The sequence below is a fragment of the Actinomadura sp. NBRC 104425 genome (genome assembly GCF_030269545.1).
In the GTDB taxonomy this organism is placed as follows: Bacteria; Actinomycetota; Actinomycetes; order Streptosporangiales; family Streptosporangiaceae; genus Spirillospora; species Spirillospora keratinilytica.
Genome location: NZ_BSTN01000016.1, coordinates 47,254 through 70,508, shown reverse-complemented (window position 1 = coordinate 70,508; position 23,255 = coordinate 47,254). Strand labels below are relative to the sequence as shown.

Here is a 23,255-nt window from a genome sequence, read left to right as displayed (position 1 = left end):
CGGGGGCGCGCCTCAAGGGCGACATAGTAAGGGGCATGCAGTCCGCGTTCCGTCGCCCCGGGTTCGTCTGCGCCGACCACGTGCTGGAAGTGCCGCTCGACCACGCGCACCCGTCCGGGCCCACCATCGAGATCTACGCGCGTGAGGTCGTGGCGCCGGGCAGGGAGGACGACGACCTGCCGTGGCTGCTGTTCCTGCAGGGCGGCCCGGGGCACCGGGCGACGAGGCCGGGGGCTGACCCGGGGGCGTGGCTGGAGCGCGCCCTCCAGGAGTACCGGGTGCTCCTGCTCGACCAGCGCGGCACGGGGCGCAGCACCCCCGCCAACCGTCAGACCCTCCCGCCAGACTCCGCCGAGGCTGCGGCGTACCTGCGGCACTTCCGCGCCGACTCCGTCGTCCGGGACGCCGAACTACTGCGCCGACAACTGATCGGGGATCGGCCGTGGAGCGTGCTCGGCCAGAGCTTCGGAGGCTTCTGCGCCGTCACGTACCTGTCGCTGGCACCCGAAGGCCTGCGCGAGGCTTTCATCACCGGCGGCCTGCCGAGCCTCACGGCCGGGGCGGACGAGGTCTACCGCGCCGCCTACCCGCGCGTGCTCGCCGCCAACGAGCGTTACTTCGAGCGCTACCCCGGCGACCAGGACGTCGTGCGCCGCATCGTGGACCATTTGCGCGAGCACGACGTACGGCTCCCCGACGGGGAGCGTCTGACGGCACGGCGGTTCCAAACCCTCGGGCACGGGCTCGGCAACTCGGTGCAGTTCGACAACCTGCACTACCTGCTGGAGGAGGCGTTCATCGGACGCGGACAGCTGTCCGACGCCTTCCTGCACAAGGTGCACGCGTCCGTGTCGTACGCCTCCCACCCCCTCTACGCGCTGCTGCACGAGGCCATCTACTGCCAGGGCGCCGCGTCGCAGTGGGCGGCCCAAAGGGTGCTCGACGAGTTCCCTGAGTTCGCCCTGGACGGCGACGGGCCGGTGCGTCTCGTCGGAGAGATGATCTACCCGTGGTTCTTCGAGGAGGACCCGGCGCTGCGCCCCCTGCGCGAGTGCGCCGACCTGCTCGCCGCCTATGACGAATGGCCCGCCCTCTACGACCCCGGCCGCCTGGCCGCCAACACGGTCCCGGCCGTTGCGGCCGTCTACCACGACGACATGTACGTGGACCGCGACCACTCGCTGCAGACCGCCGACGCGATCGCAGGCCTGCGCACATGGATCACCAACGAGTACGCCCACAACGGCCTGAGCGCCGACGCGCGCGTCCTCGACCGCCTCATCGCCATGGCCCGCGGCCAGGCGTAACGCGGCGCCCCGCCCGTTGTTGCGCGGTTGTCCGCGGTGCACAGGGGGCTCCGGGAGCCTCGGCCACCGCCCCGCGGCCGCCCGCACCGCCGTTCCGCGCGTTATCGCCGAACTGGCCGTCAGCCCGCCCCCGCTGTGGGACGCGCGGCCCGCCACAAGGGGGAGAGACCGCGCGTCCTACGGGGCCAGCGCGCTAGTAGGTGGCCCGGTGGCGGCCGACGTAGCCGCGCCTGCGGGGCCGCGCCTCCGCCACCAGCGCGGCACCCGCGACACCGAGGAACACCCCGCCCGTCAGGACCGACATGCACACCGCGAGCGCCGCCATCACGCGTCCTCCTCGCGGTCGTCGTCCGGCACCGCGGGGGACGTCCCCGACCATGTCAGGGGCAGGTTGCGGACCGTCTCCACGAGTTGGTCGTGTGCCCGCGTGAGCACCACCAGCGCTTCGGGCGTCTCCGCGTACAGCTGCGAGGCGCACCCGGCCAGGGCTTCGCGGGTGGACAGGCGGTGTCCCAAGCGCAGCGCGACGGTCCACACCATCCCGCCGTTCAGCTGCGTTTGGAACGGCGTCGCCCACCGCCCGGACGGCTCCCGCCACCCCGGCAGCGGGTCGCTCGCGTCGATACGTGGCGGGTTGCTCCCTCTGTTCTGCGTAGGCTTCTCCACAGGGGTTGACCTCCGTAGCAGGTCGATTCCTTAGGCCCGCCTGGTCGCGTCACCGACCGGGCGGGCCGCTTCTGTCTGTGAGCACCACCATACGCAACCTACGCAGTATCCGCAGCCACAGCAGTAAACGCGATTCCGGAAGCATTGTGCATGCGTCGCTAGCGTCGTAACCATGGTCGATCTCTCTGACCCGCGTCCGTTGCGGGATCAGATCACGGCGCTGATCTTGCGGCGCATCACCGACGGCACATATGCCGTCGGGTCGAAGATCCCCACAACCCGTGAGCTTGCTCGCGAGTGTGACGTGAGCGAGCGCACCGTGACGGAAGCGATCAAGGCGCTCCGTGAGAACGGCACGCTACGCGGCATTCCCGGCCGGGGTGTCTACGTACTGAAAAAGCCGGACAGCACCTGACAGAATGAAGCGCCAAGGCCCCGTTCGGCGCGCTACCGCCGCCCGGGGCCGTCCTGTCACTCCCAACGGTACGCCAGGGTGTCACCACGGGTTGACGCGTGTCTCCTCAATTCACCGGGGCTACGGGCAACCAGGTCAACTAGGGTTTGGCCATGGGCATCGACCTTGACGGCGCAGAGCCCCTATACCGCCAGGTAGCGGCAGAAATCGCACGGCGCATCGACGCGGGCGAGATCCTGCCTGGCCGCCGTGTACCGTCCGCAACTGAGATCTGCGACGAGTTCGGAGTGTCGCGGAGAAATGCGAACGAAGCGCTCGCCCTGCTTGGAAACGCGGCAGAGTGCGCAGCGTCGTCGGTCGGGGCACGTTCGCGATCGATCCGGCCGGGCGTGGCGACACATAGCGTCTTGTGCAGCGCTGCACAATCCGCGAGCGCAGGAGAGCCCCCGGGGCGGACCCGGGGGCTTACCGCTGTACGCCCACTTGTGAGATGCGGCGAATGTGATTGCCGACGGTCAGGCTGCGGGGGCGGGGCGGTAGTCGAGGACGATGGTGCCGGACGAGGCCATGACCGTCGTGCTGGCCAGCGTCCACTTGCTGAGCGGGGCGCCGTCGCGGAACATCTTCTGGCCCTTGCCCACCACGACCGGGTGCACCCAGAGCTTCAGCTCGTCCAGCACGCCGTACTCGATGAGCGAGTCGATCAGGTTCAGGCTGCCGAAGACGAGGATGTCCTTGTCAAGCCGCTCCTTGAGGGCGGTGAGCTCGTCCTTGACGTTCTCCCGGATGATGGTCGAGTTGTTCCACTCGGCCTTCTCCAGGGTGGTGGAGACGACGTACTTGGGCAGGGTGTTCATCCGGACCCCGTACTCGCCCGTCTGCTCCTCCATGTGCGGCCAGGCGGCGGCGAAGCCCTCGTAGGTGACGCGGCCGAGCAGCAGCGCGTCGCTGGCGAACAGCTGCCCGTGGGCGAACTTCAGGTGCTCGGGGGTGGTGTACTCCATCGTCCACTCGTGTGGGTCCTGCGCGACGCCGTCCAGCGACACGTAGTTCAGCGCGACGATCCTGCCCATGGCGGTTCCTCCGTTGCGTTTCAGTTCGGGTAGGGGTGCTCGCGGCGGGCGGCCCGCAGGGCGCGGGCCCACCACACGAGCTGTTCGAGCGTCAAGTTGACGGCGGTGTTGCATTCGGCCGCGGCCTTGGGCCAGCGCCCGTCGGCGGTGAAGTGCTCCCAGTAGCGGGGCAGGCTGAGGCCGTCGCGGATGGTGACCGCGTGCAGTTCGGCGAAGACCTGCCGCAACTGGGCGGCGGCGTTGAGGCCGCCCGAGTCCCGGCCGTAGGTGACCAGGGCGACGGGCTTGGCGCGCCACTCCTCGTAGAACCAGTCGATGGCCTCCTTGAGCGGGGCCGGGAAGCTCGCGTTGTACTCGGGGGCGACCACGGCGAAGGCGTCGGCGGCGGCCAGCCGGGACCCCAGCGCCCGCACGGGCGGCGGAACCGGCTCGTCGTGGTCGGTGAGTTCATGCGGCAGCCGCGCCTCGGCCACATCGACCATGTCGACGTCCAGGTCGCCGCGGCGGCGGGCCCGGTCGGCGAACCAGCCGGCCACGGTGGGGCCGAAACGCCCGCGGCGGGTGCTGGCGATGATGACCGCCAGCCGCAGCCGGTCGGTGCCTGGCATCTCCGCCTCCTCGGTGTCCCGTCGGTGCTGACAGGGCAACGGTGCCGGGAGGCGTTTACGGAATCCTTACGGCCTGTTTTCGGCCGGTCGGGGCGGCTATCGTGCCGCTCATGCGTTTCGGGGTGCTGGGGCCCCTGGCGGTGTGGACGGACGACGGCGCGCCGGTCGCGGTGCCCGGCCGGAAGGTGCGCGCGCTGCTGGCCGACCTGCTGCTGCACGAGGGACGTCCGGTGCCCGCCGACCGGCTCATCGACGACCTGTGGGGGGAGCGTCCGCCCCGCGACCCCGCGGGCGCGCTGGCGGTCAAGGTGTCGCAGCTGCGGCGGGTGCTGGCGGACGCCCAGCCCGGCGGCCGCGCGCTGGTGGAGACCCGCCCCGCCGGATACGTCCTGCACATCGGCGCGGACGGCCTGGACGCCGTGCGTTTCCAGAACCTGGTCGACCGGGCGCGGCGGGACGGCGACCCGGCCGCGCGGGCGGCGCTGTTCGGGGAGGCGCTGGCGTTGTGGCGCGGCCCCGCGTTCGCCGACTTCGCCGACGAGCCGTTCGCCCGGGCCGCGATCGCCCGGCTGGAGGAGCTGCGGCTGGCCGCGCTGGAGGACCGCGCCGAGCTGCGACTGGCGCTCGGCGAGCACACCGCGCTCGCCGCCGAGCTGGGCGACCTGGTCGCCGCGCACCCCCTGCGCGAGCGGTTGCGCGCCGTCCACATGCGGGCCCTGTACCGGTCCGGACGGCAGCATGAGGCGCTGGAGAGCTTCGAGGAGCTGCGCACCCGGCTGGCCGAGGAGCTGGGGCTGGACCCGGGGGCCGAGCTGGTCGCGCTGCAGCGGTCGATCCTGACCCAGGACCCCGCCCTCGGCGGTCCGCCCCGGGGCAACCTGCCCGCCCCGGCGTCCGAGCTGATCGGCCGGGACGAGGCCGTCCGCGAGATCGCAGAACGCCTGCGCCGCGACCGGCTGGTCACGCTCACCGGGCCCGGCGGGGTCGGCAAGACGCGGCTCGCGCTGGCCGTGGCGGGCCGGGCGGCCGACGCGTTCCCCGACGGCGCGTGGCTCGTGGAGCTGGCCGCCTTCGACCCGCCGCGCGCCGCCGGCGATCCGCTCGGCCCGCTCACCGACGTGGTGATGGCGGCGCTGGACATCCGCGACTCGCCGGGGCCGGGCACGCCCGCCGACCGGCTCGCAGGCGCCCTGCGGGCCCGCCGCATGCTGCTCGTCCTCGACAACTGCGAACACGTCGTCGAGCAGGCCGCCGAGCTGACCGACCGGCTGCTGCGCGCCGCCCCCGGCCTGCGCGTCCTGGCGACGAGCCGCGAACCCCTATCCGTGGCCGGGGAGGCGGTGTGGAGCGTTCCGCCGCTGGGCGTGCCCGGCCGGGACGCCGACGTGCGGGAGGTCGCGCGATGCGACGCGGTGCGGCTGTTCACCGCCCGGGCGTCCGCCGCCGCGCGCGGTTTCGTCCTGGACGAGCGGAACGCGGCGGCGGTGGCCGTGCTGTGCCGCCGTCTGGACGGCATCCCGCTGGCGCTGGAGCTGGCGGCGACCCGGGTGCGGACGCTGGGCGTGCACGGGCTGGTGGCGCGGCTGGACGACCGGTTCCGGCTGCTGGCCACCGGGCACCGCGGCGCCCCGCCCCGCCAGCAGACCCTCACCGCGATGATCGACTGGAGTTGGGACCTGCTGACCGAGCCGGAACGGGCGGTGCTGCGGCGCCTGTCCGTGCACGCCGACGGCTGCACGCCCGAGGCGGCCGAGGCGGTGTGCGCGGGCGCCGGCGTGCCCCCGGCCGACGTGCTCCCCCTGCTGATCCGCCTGGTGGACCGGTCCCTGGTCGTGATGACCGAACGCGGCGGCGACGGCCCCCGCTACCGCCTGCTGGAGTCGGTGGCGGCCTACTGCGCCGACCGGCTGGCCGAGGCGGGCGAGACGCGGCAGGTCCGCCGCGCGCACCGGCGGTACTACCTCGACCTGGCCGAACGCGCCGCGCCGGGACTGCGCGGCGGCGACCAGGCGCGGTGGCTGCGGCTGCTGGACGCCGAGACAGCCGATCTGCGCGCCGCGTTCGACGGTGCGGTGGCCGACCGCGACGCCGACTCGGCGCTGCGGCTGGTGAACGCGCTGGCCTGGTACTGGGTGCTGCGCGGGCGGTTCGCCGAGGCCCGCCGCAGTCTGGACGCGGCCCTGGGCCTGGACGGGCGCGTCAGCGTGCCGTATGCGCGGGCCACGGCGTGGAGCGTCGGCCTGGCGCTCATGCGGGGCGCCGCCGACGACGCCGACCGGCAGGCGGCGCTGCGGCTGTTCGAGCAGGTGGACGACCCGGTCGGCCTCGCCCACGCGCAGTGGTTCCTGGCGTTCACCGGCAGCGACGAGGCCGACCGCAGCCACGACGACGCGCTGCTCGACCGCGCCGAGAAGGGGTTCGCGTCGGCCGGGGACCGCTGGGGGGAGGGCGCCGTGCTCATCGTGCGGGCCAAGCGCGCCCATTCCGGCGGCGACCCGGCCCTGCTGGAGGACCTGGCGGAACGGGCCGCGCGGATCTTCGGCGAGCTGGGCGACCGCTGGGGGCAGTTGCAGGCGGCCGAGTGGCTGGCCGGCCTGGCCGACCTGACCGGCGACTATGCCCGCGCCGACCGGCTGCAGCGCGAGAGCCTGCGGCTGGCCGAGGAACTGCACCTGTGGCCCGACGTCGCCGGTCGGCTGGGGTGGCTCGGCTGGATCGCGGTGATGCGCGACGACCCGGCCCAGGCGCGCCGGTACGGCGAACGCGCTCTGCACATGGCGGTGGAGCACGGCTTCTCGGCCGTCTCGCTCGCCCGGCTCGTGCTGGGATACACCGCCTGCCGGGAAGGGAAGCTGGACGAGGCCGAGACGCACCTGCGCACGCTGCTGAAGGCGGCGCCCGCGGAGACCCCGCTGTACCTGCCGATCGTGCTCATCGGCCTGGGCCGCGTGGCGGAGCGGCGCGCGGACGCCGGCACCGCCATGGCGTTCCACCGCGAGGCCCTCGGCCACGCCGTCCGCTACCAGGGCCCCAGGGACACGGTCTTCTCCCTGGAGGGCATGGCCGCCGCGTTCGCGCTCACGGGCGACCACGCGGCGGCGGCCCGCTGCCTGGGGGCCGCCACGGGGATACGGCGCAGGAGGGGGCTGCGCCCGGGCCCGGCCGAACGCGCCGACATCGAAAGCGTCACCGCCGCCTTGCGACGGGCGCTCACGGACGCCGCGTTCACCGCCGAACACGACCGCGCCGCCCGCGACCCCGACGACGTCGTGCGCTCCGTTCTGGCGGCCGGAGGCTCAGCCGTCCAGGCGGACGACCTCGCGTAGGCGTTCGGCGACCTGCTCGGGGGCCACGTCGTTGATCCACGCGGCCATGCCCGACTCCGACCCGGCGAGGAACTTCAACCGGCCCGGCGCCCGGCGGATCGAGAACAGCTCCAGATGCAGGCGGAACCTGCCCTCGGCCCCCCGGGGCGCCTGGTGCCATCCGGCCACGTACGGCAGGGGCGCGTCGTCGTCGTAGTACGCGTCGCACGCCCGCAGCAGTGCCGGGTACAGTTCCGCCAGTTCGGCGCGCTCGTCCTCGTCCAGCCCGGGGAAGCCGGCCACGTGGCGCCGCGGGTACAGGTTCAGCTGCACGGGCCAGCGGGAGGCCGCGGGGACGAACGCCGTCCAGTGATCGCCGTCCACCACGATCCGGGTGCCCGCGCGCCGCTCGGCCGCCAGCACCTCCCCGAACAGGTCCCGGCCCCCGGGCCGCTCCAGCGACGCCAGCACCTGCCGCGAACGCGGCGGGACGAACGGGTAGGCGTAGATCTGCCCGTGCGGGTGGTGCAGCGTCACCCCGATCTCCTCGCCCCGGTTCTCGAAGCAGAAGACCTGCTGGACGCCCGGCAGCGCGGACAGCTCGGCGGTGCGGTCGGCCCACGCCTCGATCACCGTGCGGATGCGGCGCGGCGGCAGCGACCCCAGGGACGCGGTGTGGTCGCTGGAGAAGCACACCACCTCGCACCGCCCGTCGCCGGGGCGGCGCGCGAACAGCGGCTCGCCGTCCACCGGGGGCGGTTGCGTCCCAGGCGGGGCGGCCTCCGGCGCGGCGGCGAACGAGGGGAACCGGTTCTCGAAGACGACCACGTCGTAGTCGTCGGCGGGGATCTCCGACCGGCGCCCGTCCCGGCTCGGGCACAGCGGGCAGGCGGCCGCGTCCGGCAGGAACGTGCGGGTGTTGCGGTGCGTGGTGACGGTGACCCACTCGTCGTGCAGCACGTCGTGCCGCAGCTCCACCGACGGGCGCGACGGCGGCAGCGGGCGGGTGTCGGGCGGACGCGGCCCGGCGGCCGGCCCCTCGTCGAAGTAGATCAGCTCACGGCCGTCGGCCAGCCGGGTGACGGTACGGCTCACCCGGTCCGCTGCGGTGTCGGTCATCGCCCCAGGCACTCCCGGTGGTGTCGGCTCCCTCGGATCGACGATCACGACGGTACCGGCACTTCACCCGGATCCGGGCACCCGGCCCGTCGTCTCACCCCCACCGGGGTACGCCGTCGACCACGCGCACGGCGGCCGTGGGGACCGCGGCGTCGTCGTAGGGCGTCTCGGCCGAGGGCGGCAGCGGCCTGGGGGAGCCGGCGCCGAGCCCCCGGTGCACCGGGCAGCCGCAGCCCGGGTCCAGCGGTGCGGGGCATGCGCGCACCAGCTCCCTGACGGCGTCCATATCGACCCGCCACCACCAGTACTTGTCGTAGTCGGCGTAGTTGCCGGTGTCCCAGCAGTCGTGGGAGTGGTGCTCGACCACGCCGCCGCCGCACCCGGAGCACTCGCTGATACGGGTGTAGTCGTAGACGACGTCGTGCCCGGCCGCACCGTGGGGGACGCCGCGTTCGGCCAGCGACAGCACGACCGTCAGCCTGGGCCGGTCGCAGCCGCAGCGGGTACGGGCCATCCGGTCAGAACTTCCGGGCGCCGATGGCGCGCATCATGGTCGGCCACGTGCGGTGCATCTCGCGCTGCCAGTACGGCCAGCTGTGCGACCCGGGCCCGTAGAAGTCGGTCGTGACGGACACGCCGACCGACCGGGCCCGCTGCACGAAGTCCTTGGAGGCGCGCTCGACCTGGGTCTCGCTCAGGTAGCCGATGTCCCACGGCGCCTTGCCGGGCTTGTCGAGCGGCCCCTCCTTGCCGTTGCCGGACGACACGTACACCGACGTGCCGCGCAGCCGCGGCGCCAGGGAGGTCGGGTCGTGCGCGACCCAGTTGGCGCGGTCGCGCACCGGGTCGCCCCAGATCCGCTCCGGTGAACCGTTGCCGTTGCCGGAGTTGATGTAGAGCAGCAGCGCGGGAATGCCCGGCGACAGCATCGACAGCACGCCGCTGTAGGCGGCCGCGTACCGGAACATGCCCGGGTAGCGCGCGGCGTAGGTGACCGCGCCCTGCGCTCCGGAGGAGATGCCCATGGCGGCGCGCGACGAGCCCGCGTGGAAGTTGCGCTCCATGAGCTGCCGCACTTCCAGCATGTGGAAGGTCTCCCACTTGGGGATGCCGCCGCGGCCGTTGTTGTACCAGTCGGTGTAGGAGCCGTTGCGCCCCTCGGGCATCACCACGATGACGTCGTAGGCGCCGGCGTACTGCTCGATGTCGGTGCTGCGGGTCCAGGAGACGTAGGTGTCGTTGCCGCCGTGGAAGGCGTACACGACCGGCCAGGTGCGGTTGGCGGAGGCCTTCCACGTCTTGGGCACCAGCACGCGCACCTTGTGCGAGGTGCCGAGCGCGGGGGACTTGACGGTGACGTCCGCCTGCCGCTTGCCCCGCCACTGCACCTTGGTGATCTTCGCGCCGTCGTCGGCGGGGCGGCGTGAGTTGTCGCCCGAGCCCGTGCCGCCGCCACCGCCGCCTCCGCTCCCCGGGGACGACCCCGACGACGGCGTCGAGGACAGCGTGGGGAACGGGAGCACGCTCGCCGCGGCCGGGCTCTTGGCGGGACTGCCGGTCCGGCTCGCGCTGGGGCTCGGTGACGGGGAGGGCAGCCCGGTGCCCGCGTCCGCGACGGGGGTGGGCCCGGTGTAGCCGCGCGCCCCGACCTTCTCGTCGCCGCCCCACGGGCCCAGCACAAGAACCGTCGGCACCACGGCGACCGCGGTGAGGCTTCCGATGGCGATCAGCCGGTCCGTTCGCTTGCGCACGGCACCCTCCCATCGTGTCGCCCGAATATTACTGATCAGTTCAGATGTTGACGAGGATTTCCCGGCGATCGTCAAAGATCTGTTATCGGGGATTGCCGCGACCGCGTGTTCGCGCGCCGTTTCCGGTGCGCGTCCGCGCAGGCGGGCACGCGTGCGCAACGGGCCGCCCCATGGTGCGGGAAGGTCAGCCCCGGCGGCCGAAGGCGGCCAGCAGGCGGGTCTGCCGGTCGGCGCCCGGCCGGGTCGGCAGGTGCGGGCCGATCAGCCCGCCGGACCGGTAGGCCTCCTCGTTGCCGGCGAACCAGGCGGAGACGACGTCGACCAGCTCCGGGTCCAGCCGCTCGTCCCCGCCGGTCGCGTGCGCCACGTCCCAGGAGTGGATGACCATGTCGGCCACCAGCTCGCCGGCGTACTCGGCGCCGGGTACGTCCCCGAACGACAGGTGGACGGTGCGGGCGGCGGCGCTCGGGGCGGCGAACGCGTCGACGGCCTTGTGGGCGGCGGTGTCCCAGACCGCGACGGGATCGGCGCCGAGCACGTCGCCGGCCAGGACGTCGCCCAGGTCCGCGACGGAAAGCCCCGCCAGCAGCGGCGGCACCCACAGGTTCTCGACGGTGACGTGGTTGACCAGCTCGCGTACGTCCCAGTCGGCGCACGGCGTGGGCCGGTGCCACTGGTCGTCGCGCACGCCGTGCACGCGGGCCGTCATGTCGTCCACGGCGTGGCGGAAATGGTCGGTGATGGCGGTCATGGCGGACCTCCCCCGTTGGTCCGGCTGTGTGCCCTTCGTTCAGCATGTCACGCCGGCCCGGGGACGCCACCGGAGCGGGCTGCCGGCGGCGTCCCCGGAGGGCGGCGCGCGGTCAGCCCTTGGCTGCGGCGGACCAGAAACCGGCCTTGTAGGTCTCGGCCGCGAGGATGGCCTGGCCGGACTCGTTCGGGTGGAAGTAGTCCCAGCCGCTCACGTGCGACAGGGTGAACGGGTAGTCGAAGACGGCGTTGCCGTCGAACCTGCAGTTGGCGTACTCGCCGCACACGTCGGCCAGGACAGTGTTGAACGCGATGTTGCGCTGCCGCACGCGGTCGCGCCGGGCCTCGTCCGCGGCGGCCGTGGACGTGGGGTTGGCCAGCATCGACTGGCAGATGCCGAACACCGACCAGGCGGTGCGCGCGGTGGCGTTGTCCTTGCCGACCTGCCACAGCCGCTTGATGTCGGGGATGCTGGCGACGAAGATCCGCGCGTCGGGCAGGCCGTTGCGCAGCGTCGTCATCGCGGTGCGGAACCGGGTCTCGAAATCGGCGACCGATGTCATGCTCGACTCCGAGTCGGTGCACACGTCATTGGCGCCGATCAAGATCGTGACGTAGTCGGCGCCCTGCGAGACGGCGGTCTGCGCCTGGCCGTTGAGGGCGGCGACCTTCGCCCCGGTCGCCGCGTCGTTGTAGGCGGTGAGCGAGGCGTTCTGGGCCCGCAGCCTCAGGTAGTGGCTGTTGACGGTGGTGGCGGAGCCGGTCGACCAGGAGCGGCTCGGGCAGTCGACGTACCAGCCGCAGGCGTTGAACCCGCGGGTGATCGAGTCGCCCAGGGAGGCGATCCGGCTGGGGATCGGCACCGCCCAGGCGGGGGCGGACAGCAGCCCGAGGACGAGGGAGGCGACCGTTGCGGGCAGTGCGAGGAGGAACAGCAGCGATCGACGGAGACGGGGGGACTGGGCCACGGGGCACCTCCGCACGAGGGTGGGACGTGAGCGCGTGACGTGCAGCGCTGATTTGAGAGTGAGCGCTAGTGCCCCGCCGGACAATACTTGCGGGTAGCTTTGTCAATAAGCACAACAAATCCGCCCCGTGATGGGCAGAACCGGCCGCGCCGCGCAATTCTCGGCAAGTCCGCGCGACGCGGCCGGGCGTAACCCCCGGCGAAACCGCCCGGGCGAATTCGCCTCGGCGAACGGCCCGGACGGGCGGCCCTGCCGAAGGGAGCCGGGCAGCCGCCGGTCGGCTAGGAGCCGGCCGTGAAGGGCTCGGGCAGGCGGCCCTCGCGCACCATCTGCCGGAACATGCCCTCCATGACGTCCCGTTCGTTCAGGTGCGGGAACGGGATGCCGGGCACGTCGACGTCCAGGAACCGGCACAGCGGCTTCCAGCCCTCGCGCACGTCGAAGACCAGCAGCCGGTCGGCGGGGATCGCCTCGCGGACCCGTGCGACGAGCCGGTGGAAGCCGTCCAGGGCCGCGGCCTCCGGCAGGTCAGTGCCGAACCGCCAGCCGTCGAAGGTCTCCCGGCCGCACCGCTCCAGCAGTGGCACCAGCCGCCGCATGCCCTCCAAAGACGGCCGCACGGCGTCGGGCACCTCCTCGGTGTCGATCTGGCGGAAGGCGGCCTGCGAGGTGAGCCACCGGAAGCTGGTGTACCAGCGGCGCGGATCGCGGACGGTCAGCACCACCTTGGCCCGGGGGTAGGCCTCGGCGAGCTCCTTCCAGAAGAAACTGGCGGGCCAGTCCTGGCACGAGCGGTAGCCCGCCATCACCCGGTCCCAGTCCGGCGCCGCGCCGGACGCGGCCTGCAGCCACCGGTCGACGTGGTCGGGATGGGCCATGACCTCGAACATGTGGTAGCAGGGTCCGAAGCCCAACTGCTCCAGCGCGGCCTTCATGGACGCCGTGCCGGTGCGCGGGAGCCCCGCGCCGATGACGCGCATCATCGTTCCTGAAACTCCTTCCGCGGCACCGGCCTCGCCGCTCCGGGGCGCTTGGCGGGGACGACCGGTACCCGCCTGAATCTGTGCCCGGAACGGCGCGGCGGTCCACGGCGGAGTGAGCAAACGGTCAGCAACAACCGGTCGGCAGGACGCCGTCCAGGAGCATTCGAGGCGGATGTTCGAGCCGTGGTCGGCCTGGAGCATGACGCTGCGGGCGCTTCCGCCCGCCGGCCGGACGGCGATCTTGTCCTCGATGTCCTTGGCGCGCCGCCCGCGCACCCGTTGAACACCCACCGAGAAGACCAGACGGTGCCCGGACGGTTCGCCGATCAGGTTCCGGAGATGCCGTGGCGCAGTGCGGTCAGGCTGGGCTGGACGAGGCGTCCCAGCGGTCCGTTCGCGCGCAGTGCGGCGCGGGCGGCGTTGGCGCCGCAGGCGCCGTGTACTCCGCCGCCCGGATGTGCCGACGCCGACGCCAGGTACAGCCCCGGCACCGGCGTCTCGGGGCGGCCCAGCGCGCCGGGCACCGGTCGGAACACCAGCTGCTGGTGCAGCGCACTCGTCCCGCCGTTCAGCGCGCCGTTGCGCAAGTTGGCGTTGTGCAGCTGGAACGCGGGCGGGGCGATGACGCGGCGGTCGATGACGCGGTCGCGGAAGCCCGGCGCGTACCGCTCGATGAGCCGTTCCAGCCGGTCGGCCATGGCCGTGCTCTCGCGCTCATCCCAGACGCCGGTGATCCCGTCGGGGCCCGCGTCGCCCGTCACGCGCTGGGGCACATGCGTGTACGCCCACACCGACTCCGTTCCCGCCGGCGAGCGCGTCGGGTCGGCCGTGGACATCTGTCCCAGCAGGATGAACGGCTCGCCGGGCACCCTGCCGGTGGCCAACTCCGCGCAGCAGCCGGTCAGCGCGTCCATCCCCGACGCCAGATGCACCGTGCCGGCGCGCGCGACCCCCGGGGACGACCACGGGATCGGGCCGGACAGCGCCCAGTCCACCTTGAACGTCGCCAGGTCCCACTGGAAGCGGCGCATGTCGGCGCGCAGCGAGGGCGGCAGGTGCTCCCAGCCGACGAGCCCTCCGTACAGGGCGGGTGCCGCGACGTCGGCGAGGACGGCCCGGTCCGCCCGTACCGTCTCGCCGGACGCGGTGCGCACCCCCGCCGCGCGCCCGCCGGCCACGACGACCGAGGCGACCGGGGTGCCGCAGTGAACGCGGCCGCCCCGCGCTTCCAGCCGGCGCACCAGCGCCCGCGTCAGCTCGCCCCCGCCGCCCTCCGGCACCGGCCACCCGTACTGCTGCCCGATCATCGCCAGCAGCCAGCCGAACGCGGTGCCCCCCGCCGCCTCGGGGGACAGGTCGGTGTGCAGCGCCGCCCCGGCCAGCAGCAGCGGCCCGCCGGGCCCGGAGAACTCCTCCTCGCCGGCCCGCCGCACCGGCGACAGCAGGAAGCGCAGCATCCGCAGCATCCCCGCCGGCCGCAGCCGCGCCGCGATCGCCGCACCCGCCCGCAGCGGCGGGAACGGCCCGAACAGCGCCGCAAGGAGGTCGTCGCCGATGTGCTCCCAGCGCCGATAGAGCCGCGTCCACGCCTCCCCGTCGCCCGCGCCCAGCTCCTCCAGCGATTCGGCGGTGCGGTGGACGTCGCGTTCCAGCACGGCGCAGCGGCCGTCGGGCAGCGGGTGCGCGAGGACGGCCGGGGCGTGCCGCCACCTCAGCCCGTACCGATCCAGCTCCAGGGCGCGCATGACGGGGGACGCCACGCCCATCGGATAGAACGCGCTGCACACGTCGCTGACGTAATCGGGGTGCGCGCCGCGGTCGCTGCGCACACCGCCCCCCGGCTCCGGCTGCGCCTCCAGGACGTCCACCGACCAGCCCGCGTCGGCCAGCACATTGGCCGCCACCAGCCCGTTCGGCCCACTTCCGATCACTACGGTGTCGCTCATGCCCCACGCCCTACCCCGCGCTGCGTCGGGCTCTCGGGTGCGGGCTGGTGGCTGTCCGCTGGGTTCAGGGCGGGAGCAGGCCGATGGCGGCCTTGGCCATCCGGATCTTCTTGCTCGCCAGCTCCCGCGCCCGTTCGGCACCCTTGCGCAGCGCGGTCCGCACGTGGTCGGGGTCCTCGGCGAGTTTCAGGTAGCGCTCCCGGACGGGGGAGAGCGTGGCGATGACCGTGTCGGCGACGGCTTCCTTGAGTTCGCCGTAGCGGTCGAAGTCATCGGCCACACGCTGCGGGGTGTCGCCGGTGCACGCGGCCAGGATCGTCAGAAGGTTGGACACGCCCGGTTTGCGTTCGGGGTCGTAGAACACGTCGGTGCCGGTGTCGGTCACCGCCCGCATCACCTTGCGGCGCAGCACCTGCGGTTCGTCCAGCAGCCGCAGCACGCCGGCCTGGGACGCGGCGGACTTGCTCATCTTCTCGCCCGGCGAGGCCAGGTCCATGACGCGCGCGGCGACCGGCGGCGTGACGGCCTTCGGCACCGTGAAGGTGGGCCCGTACCGGGCGTTGAACCGCTCGGCCAGGTCGCGGGCCAGTTCGAGATGCTGGTTCTGGTCCTCCCCGACCGGCACCTCGTCGGTGTCGTAGAGCAGGATGTCGGCCGCCATCAGGATCGGGTAGGTCAGCAGCGAGACCCGGACATGCCCGCCGCGGCGCGACTTCTCCCTGAACTGGATCATGCGTTGCGCCTCGCCGAAGCCCGTGACGCACTCCAGCAGGTAGTGCAGTTCGGTGTGCTGCGGCACATGAGACTGGACGAGGAACAGGCACGTGTCGGGGTCGGCGCCCGCAGCCAGCAGCAGGGTCGCGAACTCCAGCGTCCGCCGCCGCACCTGCGCCGGGTCGTGCTCCAGCGTCATCGCGTGCAGGTCGGAGATGAACACCACCGTGTCCGTCTGCGCCTGCGCGGAGACGATGGGCGCGATCGCGCCGATGTAGTTACCGAGGTGCAGGTCACCCGACGGGGTGAACCCGGTGAGGCGTCGTGGCATCGTCCGATGGCTCCCGTGGAGGTCGGGACCGCCCTGGCCTGGCCACCGGACGCGGATCACGCGACGGCCGCCCGATCAGGGCGGCCGTGTGGTCAGAAAACGCGGATGAGTCGGTGCCGCCCCGTCAGGGGCGCCACCAGCCGAGACGACAGGAGCCCATCCGCATGCCCAACAGATTACCACCCGGCGTCCATGCCCACAGATCTCCTGAATGTGCGTGATTGAGCCGTGGAATCGTGCGCCCATTCCCGTGGTGGACGAGACGATTTCGGTGGTGGGGCGGCTCTCGCCAGTTAAGGCCGGGTTGCTGAGGGGGTGGGGGCTGGGGCCGGTGAGCTGCGGGAAGGGGCATGGTGCGATATCCGCATAAATGCGTATTGATTCGGGATTGTAGGGCGGGGACGGGGAGTCAAATATCGCTGCCAAGAGGTGGTGATGTCCATTTGCCGGTGAGGTCTGCCGGGTACGTTGACAGTGGGCACTCGCCTTACGGTCCGAAGGCGGACCACCTGGCGACATGATCACAGGAGCGTGAAAAATGACCGATTCGCGGGTTTCTCCGATCGTCTGGAGAAAGAGCAGCTACAGCAGTGACCCGAACCTCGCCGTGTGCGTCGAGGTCGCGGCCGTCGACGGTGCCCGCGCGATCCGCGACTCCAAGGACCCGGACGGTCCGCGGCTGTCGATGTCGGTCGAGGCCTGGCGGCGCTTCATCGGCTCGATCAAGAACGACGCCATCGAAGGCTGAGGACGACTGCGGGCGCGCGGATCGGCTACCGCCGCGCGCCCTCGCATGTCGGCCTCCCGGCCGGCAACATGCCGGTCAGCGCAGGTCCCATGCCCCGCGCTTGATCTCCTGGATCAGACCGCGCAATGCCGACCTCGGCATCACGAGCGTCACGGGCTGGGGGTTCTTGCTGTCACGAATCGCGGCCCACGAGCCGATCACGCTGAGACAGACGCATCCACCCGGCGAATCAGATCTCCTGCTCTTACGCCACGACGCTTGGTTCCACTCCCTTTGGCCGACCATTACCTCTTCCACTCCTCGGGAGCATTGCGGCGTTCGTAGATGAGGGGACGGCGTTGTCCGCGACGGAGCTCACCGACGATCGGCCGCCTGTTAGGCTCTGCTGCCTGTCGCTAAATACATGGAAGTCTCTGAAAATCAGACATCATAGTATATATTTCACTACACTGTACGCTCGATGCTGGACCGTGTCCAGATCGTGGACAGGGGCGGGGGAATGTGATCGGCGCTGAATCCTGCTCTTTACCCTATTCATGGGGCGTCGAAACATGGCAAGTCAAGGGCGGGCCGAGGCGTTGCCTCCCTGTCGTGCTACACGGGGATCGGATAGATATCGCAGTCGGCGCGCATGCCTTGCTGGGCGCTGAGCGTCGCCGGGTGGTTGGGGCCGTGCACTCGCCGGAGCCTGTCGATGGCTTGGGCGGTCAGGGTCTCGGCCTCCTCCACTTCACCCACGGCGTGCAGATCACGCGCATGGTTGAACTCACAGGCCAGCGCGGTCGGATGGTGGTCGCCGAGCACGCGCCGCGCTCGTGCGAGGGTCTCCCGGTCCCGTTCCAGCGCATCCTCGGGGTGTCCGAGCGCGCACAGATCGCTGGCCAGGTTGATCGAGCAGATGATGGTGCGCGGATGGTCCGGGCCGACCATGCGCGTCAGCACCTCCAAGGCGGCCTCGTCGAGCCTCCTGGCCTCATCGGTCTGTCCGTTCAAACGCAGCACGACGGCCAGGTTGATGTCGGCGGTCGCGGTATTGGGGTGGTCGGGGCCGAACATCTTCAAGAAGTTCTGCGCGGTCTCCCGCGTGAGCTTGATCGACTCGTCCAGTCTGCCGACCTGGCGGAGGTTGACCGCGTGGTTGAGCGCGGCGGACATGGACGACGGGTGGAAGGAGCCGTAGCGCGAGTGGTAGCGGTCCAGCGCTTCGGTCGACAGCTCTAGCGCCCGCTCGTGGTCTCCGGCCTTGCGCTCCATGACGGACTGGGCGCTCAGGGCCTCGGCCAGCCCGGCGAAGCTGTCGCCGAAGGTCGTCCTGAGGCGCTGGACGTTCCGTCGGGTCAGCTCACGCGCCGTCTCGTAGTCGCCGCACTCCATCTCGTCCCAGGCGATCGCCGCTTGGGACGACAGCGCTCTGGCGTGCGTCTCCCCGAAGATTGTGACGAGGTGCTGGTAGGTCTCGCGGTCCAGCTCGCGGGCCCCCCAGAAGTCGCCGGTGAGCCTGAGGCTGATGGCGTACAGGTGAGCCTGCTCCAAGGTGATCGGGTCCTCGGGCCCGTACATGCGGCGCAGCGTCTCGTGGTTCTGCCGGTCGTACTCCAGGGCCCGATCGAACTGCCCCAGGTACCGCAGGTCCGCGGCGACGAACCGCTGCGCCTCCAGGGTGCGCTCGTCATCGGCGCCGTGCGCCCGCTGCTGGACCTCGAAGACGCGCATGTGGTGCTGGTAGGCCTCCTCGAACCTGCCGTGAAGACGCAGGGCGCGGCCGAGGTGCAGTTCGGCGGCGAGGGTCTGGTCGTGGTCGGGGCCGAGCGTCCGGGTCCAGGTGTTGACGGCCTCCTCGGCCAGTTCCAGGAAGCCCTTGTGGTCGCCCCACTGGAACAGAAAGTCGATCTCGTTGAGGACGAGCTGGCGCGCCCAGACGTCGTCGGACTCGACGACGCGCGAGTAGAGGACGTGGGGGAGCAGGTCGGCGTACCGCTGCCAGTTGGTCGGCACCACCGGGTCCTCGGGGTCGAACTTGGCCATCAGCTGGTGGCCGCACCGGCGCAGCACCGCGGCCTCGTCCGGGTCGAGCTGGCTGACCAGCACCCGCTGCACCAGGCGGTGCAGCTGGATCGTGTTGTGCTTGTGGCTGATCTTGGCCAGCGCGTACTGGTTGATCGCGCGGATCGCCCGGCCCAGCCGGACCGGGTCGCCCAGGGCCTCCAGCAGTTCGGGTGGCCCCTCGACGTTGCGGGCGCCCGACAGCAGCCGCAGCGAGATCGGTTCGGGCGCGAAGAACGCGCAGACCTGCAGCAGTTGCAGCGCGGCCGGTTCGCTGCTGCGCAGCCGGTCCAGCGACACGTTCCAGGCCGCGGCGACCGGCAGCTCGTAGGGCGCCGGAGCCGAGTCGTAAAGCAGCTCGGTCGCCTTCTCGTGCTTTTCCTTGAACAGATGCAGATATTCGTCGACGGGCATTCCCGTCTCGGCCAGCCAGACCGCCGCCTGCGCGATGGCCAGCGGCAGGTCGCCGAGCACCTCGGCGAGTTCGTCGGCCGCCTCGTCGGAGATCTCCGGCCCGCGCAGACGCAGCAGCGCCTTGCTCTCCTCGCGGGCGAAAACGTCGACCTCAAGCGATTTGGCCACCTTCGTCCACGCCTGGTTCCGCGACGTGACGAGAATCTTTCCGGGGCCGTTGGTGGGGAAGAACTGCCGAACCTCCTCCAGCTCCTCCGCGTTGTCGAAAATGAGCAGCCAGTTGCGGTACGGGCGGCCCAGGCGCAGCGCCTCCCGCACGGCCGGCACCGCGACGTTGACCTCCTGGCTCACCGGCAGGTTCAACGCGGCGGCCAGTTCGGTGAGGTCCTGCTGGATCTGCCCGGGACGCTCGGACCGGATCCACCAGATCAAGTCGTAATCCGCGGTATGGCGGTACACGTACTCGATGGCAATCTGCGACTTGCCGACGCCGCCCATTCCGTGCAACGCCTGCGGCAACACGGCGGTGGTGCCCTGCGAAAGCCGCTCGTGCAGCTGTTCGAGCAGTTTTTCCCGTCCGGTGAAATTGATGTTCTGCGGGGGGACGTTCCCCCACACCGGGGGCGGGTCGGAAGGCTTGCGATCAGTCACCTGAGGAATATTGCGAATGGTCACACCGACTCCAAGTGGGGGAGGCTTGGCAACGTCCTGGGTGACGACGGCTCCATCCGCTGCGGCGGCGTCCAGCATCTGCGTCTGCATGGGGCCGTTCCTACCCGCGTCGTTGGCGTTCAGTGGAGGCGTCGTCGATCGTTGATCAACATTTGGTGTCGCGGCAGCCGACCCGAATCCGCCGGCCGAGCCGGGCAGCCGGGACTCCAGCTCCCGGGCGGCGCGCAGATAAGGGCCCGCCAGCGCGCGCAGCACATGCAGCGTCGGAACGGCGAAGGGCACCAGTTCGGCGCCGATCTCCGGCGGTTCGGCCTGCTCCGGCTCGGTGACCATGGCCATCAGGTCGCGCAGCCCGGCCACCCGGTCACCCAGATGCCGCCCCACCATGAGCAGCACCTGCGTGGTGTCGGAGCGGCGGCCGTTGGCCAGCAGCTCGTCCCGGACCCCGGGGACGAAGTCGAGCGTGACCTCCTCCGGCGCCTCGGAACCGGGGGCGCGGCCGGTGCCGACGCGGCGCACCAGGCCGCTGCCGACCACCTCGGCCAGATCCGACGGCCGCGACTGCGGCAGCATGGTCCGCTGGACGAGCCGCATGACGGGCGCGTTCAGCGGCGCCGCCGCCAGATGCACGGCCAGCGAGAACACGGTCGGGCTCACCGCCGCGCGGAAACGCCGGACGAGCTCGGACGCGGAGGCGGGCGGCGCCGCGGTGTCCTCGTCGTCGTCCGGATGCCAGGACGGAGACCGCCCGACCGAGCGGGTGTCGCACACCGCCACGGCGCCGAGCCAGCTGCCATTGGGTTCGGCCACGAAACGCGCCCACCCGGCGAGCTGACCGGGGTTCAGTTCGATGACCGGGATGTGCACCTGGGAGGGGCCGGGCGCCCCGGTGTCGTGGACGGCGGGCGGCCACGGTTCGTCGCCCACTGGCCGACCCGCGGGAAGACGCGGCGCCCCGTCGCCCCACGGCGCGGACGGGTAGCGCACCCGGTAGCTGCGGTTGGCCGCCGCCGGAGTCGACGCGTACAGCCGGGCGGGACGGGTGACCAGCCCGGTGCGCCGCCACTGGCGGCGGGCCAGCAGGTTGATCACGACCAGCGGGACCTGCCGCCCCCATCCGGCCAGCAGCCGCTGCGCGGTGCCCGAGTGCCAGGCGCGTCCGACGCCGTCGGTCAGCACGACCAGGAGCCTGCGTTCGCGCCGCCCCCGCCCGATGAGCCTTGCCGCCGGGCGGGCGGCGGACGGGCGGGCCGCCGGGCGCAGCAAGGGCTCCGCCAGGCCGGGCCGGTCGGTGTCGAGCAGGTAGGTGTGGATGGTGCGGAACGCGCCGACCCGGCCGACGCAGTCGATGAACGCGTCGGCCACCGGGCGGGTGAGCGCGGACAGCGGGCCGTCGTCGACGACCACGTCGATGTCCAGCCAGCGCTCCAGGGCGGGGCGCGTCTCGGGCAGCCACAGGTCGTCCTGGACGGCGCGGACGGCCGTCGCCTCCTCGTCCAGCTCCGGGGCTCCGTGCACGGACGGCACCGGTTTGCGGAACGGCCGCAGCGCCTGCTCGATGCGCCGCCGGTCGGGCAGCGGGTGCACCCCGGCGAACGGGTCGTCGTAGGGGAGGCCGCCGGGGCGGGGCACGCGCACGTGGCTGCCGTTGGGGCGCTCGCCCGGCCGGGCGGGGCGCGCGGGGGTGCCGAAGGCGAAGCCGTTGAGCGACGACGGGACGCCCGCCGGCTCCCGGGCGTGCTCGCGCGGAGGGGGCGCGTGGGCGCGCGCCTCGCCGTCGATGCCGAGCCGGCCCGCCGCCGTGTCGGGATCGGCCCCGCCGTCCGCGGGCCGTTCGTCACCGCCCCCGGCGGAGGGCCGCCCGCCCGGCGGCATCGCCGCAGAGGGGGACGGCGGGGGCTGCGGGGAGGCCGTGTCGGACGCGGACGCCGCGGCGACCATGTGACCGGCCAGCCAGATCGCGTCGGAGACCTCGAACCAGACAGGCCGCTGCCGCGGCGCGTCGGGGGCCTTGGGACGCGCCGGCGCTCGGGTGGTCGGTTCGTTCACTCAGCGGCCGCCTCGGGATTCAGGCGCTGCCAGAGCAGGTCCAGCACCCGCTCCCACTCGTCGCCGGGGAGATGCCGTCCCGAACCGGTCAGATAGGCGGCGTTGAGGAGCTGGTCCGCGGCGAGCCGGCCCTGGCTGCGGCGGTATTGAAGAAATCTGCGGACCAGTTGCCGGGTCCGCTCGTCGGAACGGTCGCTGAAATGCGCCGAGACCATATCGGCCAGGCGGGCTTCGTCCGGCTCCTTCATCGTGTAGAGAAGGCAGCGCCGGAGAAAAGCGGGAGGAAAATCGCGTTCGCCGTTGCTGGTGATGAAGATGAGGGGAAAGGCGCGGCAGCGCACATGCCCCCGCACGATCTCGGCGGTGCCGCCGGGGTCGGCGGTATGCACCGTCACCACGGGTTGGCGGGCACCGACGCGCACCAGCTCCGGTATCCGGTACTCGCCCTCCTCGAAGACGTCGAGCAGGTCGTTCGGCAGGTCGATGTCGCTCTTGTCGAGCTCGTCGATCAGCAGCACCCGGGGCAGCTCGTACGGCAGCAGCGCGGTGCCGAGCGCGCCGAGCTGCAGGTAGTTGCCCAGGTCGGTGTCGGCGGCCGCCCCGGCCTCGCCGCCGTCGCCGTCCTCGGCGCGGGGATGCGGCGGGCGCCCGGAACCGGCCAGCCCGCGGGCCGCGGCGGCGTCCTGCGCCCGGCCGATGGCGTCGTACTCGTACAGCCCTTCGCGCAGCGTGCTGCGGCTGCTGACCGGCCACCGCAGCACCCTGCCGAGCCCGAGCTCGCGGGCGACGCGGTAGGCGAGGGTGGACTTGCCCACCCCGGGCTCGCCGGTGACGAGCAGGGGACGGCGCAGCAGCAGCGCGGTGTTGACGATGTCGATCTCTTCACGGTCGGCGAACCGGGGCCGGTCGCTCGCCACCGGCCCGAGCCTGCGGACGAAGTCGCGCTCGTCGTCGGGCGGCGGGGGCAGCGGCGGACCCCCGTCGAAGGTGCGCCACGGGGGCGGCGGGGGCAGCGCGGCGGCGAGCTCGCCTTCGGCGAGGGGGCGGCCCGTGCCCCGGTAGATCCACCAGGCCGGGCGGTCGGCCGCCGACGGCCGCGGCGGTTGCTCCGGTGCACCGGCCGAACCGGTCCCGTTGCCGGAGGAAGGGGGCATGGACAGCTCGTCCGCCATCGGCAACGCCCTCCTGATGCGGCCCGCTGGTCCAGTCGGATTTATTGCGCGAATTGCACAAAGGCCTGATGCGGCGACCCGACTCTATCGTTGAGGATCCCCGTCTTGAGAGTGGTTGGCAAGATTTCCCGCGGTGAGGATCTTCTCTCCCGCGGGCCGGATAGCGGCGCACGCAGGCAGAAGCCGATTGTGTCCCGTTGCGAGATAAGTGCAGGTCTTGC

Annotated in this window: 19 protein-coding genes and 1 pseudogene; 5 read left to right on the top strand and 15 right to left on the bottom strand. The window is 72.2% G+C overall.

Features of this window, described 5'->3' with window-relative positions; genetic code table 11:
• Positions 1-35 precede the first annotated feature (35 nt).
• Entirely contained in the window at positions 36-1,307 is a 1,272-nt protein-coding gene (locus QSK22_RS22760; protein WP_285496338.1) for an alpha/beta fold hydrolase, read from the top strand.
• A 193-nt stretch (positions 1,308-1,500) separates the two neighbouring features.
• Here QSK22_RS22760 and QSK22_RS22755 read toward each other — a convergent pair whose 3' ends face one another.
• Positions 1,501-1,632, bottom strand: a complete 132-nt coding sequence (locus QSK22_RS22755; RefSeq protein WP_285496337.1) for a hypothetical protein — start codon at positions 1,630-1,632, stop codon at positions 1,501-1,503.
• Positions 1,632-1,973: a hypothetical protein gene (locus tag QSK22_RS22750; protein WP_285496336.1), complete on the bottom strand. Its 342-nt coding sequence runs from the start codon at positions 1,971-1,973 to the stop codon at positions 1,632-1,634. The genes QSK22_RS22755 and QSK22_RS22750 overlap by 1 nt, the downstream gene beginning before the upstream one ends.
• Before the next feature lie 172 nt (positions 1,974-2,145).
• Here QSK22_RS22750 and QSK22_RS22745 point away from each other — a divergent pair, with 172 nt between their 5' ends.
• Positions 2,146-2,388 (top strand): winged helix-turn-helix domain-containing protein, encoded by a 243-nt coding sequence (locus QSK22_RS22745; RefSeq protein ID WP_285496335.1) that lies wholly within the window; start codon positions 2,146-2,148, stop codon positions 2,386-2,388.
• 152 nt (positions 2,389-2,540) lie between these two features.
• Positions 2,541-2,654 (top strand): annotated as a pseudogene (locus QSK22_RS22740) (GntR family transcriptional regulator); the annotation flags it as partial.
• 249 nt (positions 2,655-2,903) lie between these two features.
• Here the strand turns inward: QSK22_RS22740 and QSK22_RS22735 are convergent.
• A complete protein-coding gene (locus QSK22_RS22735) occupies positions 2,904-3,461 on the bottom strand; it encodes a dihydrofolate reductase family protein (protein WP_285496334.1) in 558 nt (185 codons plus the stop codon).
• Between the two features lie 20 nt (positions 3,462-3,481).
• Positions 3,482-4,069: an NADPH-dependent FMN reductase gene (locus tag QSK22_RS22730; RefSeq protein WP_285496333.1), complete on the bottom strand. Its 588-nt coding sequence runs from the start codon at positions 4,067-4,069 to the stop codon at positions 3,482-3,484.
• Positions 4,070-4,179: 110 nt separating this feature from the next.
• On the opposite strand from QSK22_RS22730, the gene QSK22_RS22725 reads away from it, so the two are divergent.
• The gene (locus QSK22_RS22725) at positions 4,180-7,395 is read left to right on the top strand and encodes an AfsR/SARP family transcriptional regulator (protein WP_285496332.1); all 3,216 of its coding nucleotides are present in this window, start codon (positions 4,180-4,182) and stop codon (positions 7,393-7,395) included.
• On the opposite strand, the gene galT is transcribed toward QSK22_RS22725, so the two are convergent.
• From galT to trpS, 8 genes are all read right to left on the bottom strand, one after another.
• On the bottom strand, positions 7,366-8,469 hold the full coding sequence (gene galT / locus QSK22_RS22720) for a galactose-1-phosphate uridylyltransferase (RefSeq protein ID WP_285496420.1): 1,104 nt from the start codon (positions 8,467-8,469) through the stop codon (positions 7,366-7,368). The two genes, QSK22_RS22725 and galT, sit on opposite strands and share 30 nt — an antisense overlap.
• A gap of 118 nt (positions 8,470-8,587) precedes the next feature.
• Entirely contained in the window at positions 8,588-9,007 is a 420-nt protein-coding gene (locus QSK22_RS22715; RefSeq protein WP_285496331.1) for a hypothetical protein, read from the bottom strand.
• 4 nt (positions 9,008-9,011) lie between these two features.
• Complete coding sequence (locus QSK22_RS22710; protein WP_285496330.1) at positions 9,012-10,244, bottom strand: alpha/beta hydrolase; 1,233 nt, start codon at positions 10,242-10,244, stop codon at positions 9,012-9,014.
• Between the two features lie 184 nt (positions 10,245-10,428).
• Complete coding sequence (locus QSK22_RS22705) at positions 10,429-10,995, bottom strand: TIGR03086 family metal-binding protein (RefSeq protein ID WP_285496329.1); 567 nt, start codon at positions 10,993-10,995, stop codon at positions 10,429-10,431.
• 112 nt (positions 10,996-11,107) lie between these two features.
• A complete protein-coding gene (locus QSK22_RS22700; RefSeq protein ID WP_285496328.1) occupies positions 11,108-11,962 on the bottom strand; it encodes an SGNH/GDSL hydrolase family protein in 855 nt (284 codons plus the stop codon).
• Between the two features lie 281 nt (positions 11,963-12,243).
• Positions 12,244-12,945 carry a sulfotransferase family protein gene (locus QSK22_RS22695; RefSeq protein ID WP_285496327.1) on the bottom strand — a complete coding sequence of 234 codons (702 nt, stop codon included), beginning with the start codon at positions 12,943-12,945 and terminating at the stop codon, positions 12,244-12,246.
• Between the two features lie 326 nt (positions 12,946-13,271).
• On the bottom strand, positions 13,272-14,891 hold the full coding sequence (locus QSK22_RS22690; RefSeq protein WP_285496326.1) for a phytoene desaturase family protein: 1,620 nt from the start codon (positions 14,889-14,891) through the stop codon (positions 13,272-13,274).
• Positions 14,892-14,955: 64 nt separating this feature from the next.
• Positions 14,956-15,936: a tryptophan--tRNA ligase gene (trpS, locus tag QSK22_RS22685; protein ID WP_285496325.1), complete on the bottom strand. Its 981-nt coding sequence runs from the start codon at positions 15,934-15,936 to the stop codon at positions 14,956-14,958.
• Between the two features lie 538 nt (positions 15,937-16,474).
• Between trpS and QSK22_RS22680 the strand changes: the two genes are divergently transcribed.
• Positions 16,475-16,684, top strand: a complete 210-nt coding sequence (locus tag QSK22_RS22680) for a DUF397 domain-containing protein (protein ID WP_285496324.1) — start codon at positions 16,475-16,477, stop codon at positions 16,682-16,684.
• Positions 16,685-16,759: 75 nt separating this feature from the next.
• Here QSK22_RS22680 and QSK22_RS33805 read toward each other — a convergent pair whose 3' ends face one another.
• The 3 genes from QSK22_RS33805 to QSK22_RS22670 all read right to left on the bottom strand — a co-directional run bounded on the left by QSK22_RS33805 (position 16,760) and on the right by QSK22_RS22670 (position 23,034).
• Positions 16,760-16,969: a DUF397 domain-containing protein gene (locus QSK22_RS33805; protein ID WP_352231471.1), complete on the bottom strand. Its 210-nt coding sequence runs from the start codon at positions 16,967-16,969 to the stop codon at positions 16,760-16,762.
• Between the two features lie 309 nt (positions 16,970-17,278).
• Positions 17,279-21,862 carry an FxSxx-COOH system tetratricopeptide repeat protein gene (gene fxsT / locus QSK22_RS22675; protein ID WP_285496323.1) on the bottom strand — a complete coding sequence of 1,528 codons (4,584 nt, stop codon included), beginning with the start codon at positions 21,860-21,862 and terminating at the stop codon, positions 17,279-17,281.
• Complete coding sequence (locus QSK22_RS22670) at positions 21,859-23,034, bottom strand: AAA family ATPase (RefSeq protein WP_285496322.1); 1,176 nt, start codon at positions 23,032-23,034, stop codon at positions 21,859-21,861. The genes fxsT and QSK22_RS22670 overlap by 4 nt, the downstream gene beginning before the upstream one ends.
• Positions 23,035-23,255: the final 221 nt, after the last annotated feature.